Below are 859 nucleotides of genomic sequence, written 5' to 3'. Positions count from 1 at the left end.
CGCCCCAGTCCCGGCCCTTCCCCGCTGCAGGAGCCTTTGTCCCGCAGGGTTCGCTGGCCGAAGCCGTCAGCGAGCTGTCGCTGCAGGATCGGGCCGCGGTATTATCGGGACAGCCGGCCACCATTGTGGTTGATGTCCAGACGGGCAAGATTATCCAGGTCCAGGAGCTCCCCTAGGCGCGTTGCCGGCTAGCCACGCAGATCCCGGCGTCGGTACAGCCCGAGGGCCAGGGCACCGAGCAGCAGCGCCGCGGCGGTGAACCCCGCCGCCGGGACGGCGGATGCGCCCTCGCGCACGATTTCCAGTGCCGCGATGGAGGTGAATGGTTCGGCGTCCATGACCCATTGCGGCACATTCAGCAGTGGCCCGTAGGTGCCGATCAGGATGCAGCCAACCAGCAGCACCCAGACAAGCGCTGCCCCGCCGCGCACCTCGATGCCCAGTGCCACCATGGACAGCGCCAGCCAGCAGGCCACCACCGGCAGGTACCACAGGCTCGCGGCTACAAAGCTCCCGAGCACCGGAGCGGCCAGCGCGGAACCGGCCCCGATCCCCAGACCCAGCCCGGCCATGGCCAGCAGCAGTGCACTGCCCAGCAGACCCAGCAGCATCTGGTGACCCATCAGCCACCACCGGGACACCGGCAGCGCCAGCACGACCTCACCGCGGTGGTGCAGTTCATCGCGGCGCAGCGGTGCGGGCTCTGCACTGCGAAGACGCCCACCACCATCGCGAAGAAGGCCAGGAACTTGGCCAGCGCGGCCATCACCAGCTGATCCAGGTGGGCATCCGCCCCCGGCGCCCCAACAGGGCCTGGAGCTGGGGCAACTGGGCGAAGGCATCGGCCACCGCCCGGCCA

General features: G+C 69.7%; 2 protein-coding genes. Both read right to left on the bottom strand.

The window, feature by feature from the left end; all coding sequences use genetic code 11:
* Nucleotides 1-188: 188 nt before the first annotated feature.
* Nucleotides 189-656 (bottom strand): hypothetical protein, encoded by a 468-nt coding sequence (locus JCM19049_RS15900; RefSeq protein WP_054822034.1) that lies wholly within the window; start codon nt 654-656, stop codon nt 189-191.
* Nucleotides 623-769 carry a hypothetical protein gene (locus JCM19049_RS21505; protein ID WP_279403407.1) on the bottom strand — a complete coding sequence of 49 codons (147 nt, stop codon included), beginning with the start codon at nt 767-769 and terminating at the stop codon, nt 623-625. The genes JCM19049_RS15900 and JCM19049_RS21505 overlap by 34 nt, the downstream gene beginning before the upstream one ends.
* Between the last annotated feature and the right edge of the window lie 90 nt (nt 770-859).

Source organism: Arthrobacter sp. JCM 19049, from assembly GCF_001310435.1.
The sequence above is the reverse complement of the archived record's forward strand: the minus strand, read 5'-3'. Positions and strand labels throughout refer to the sequence as shown.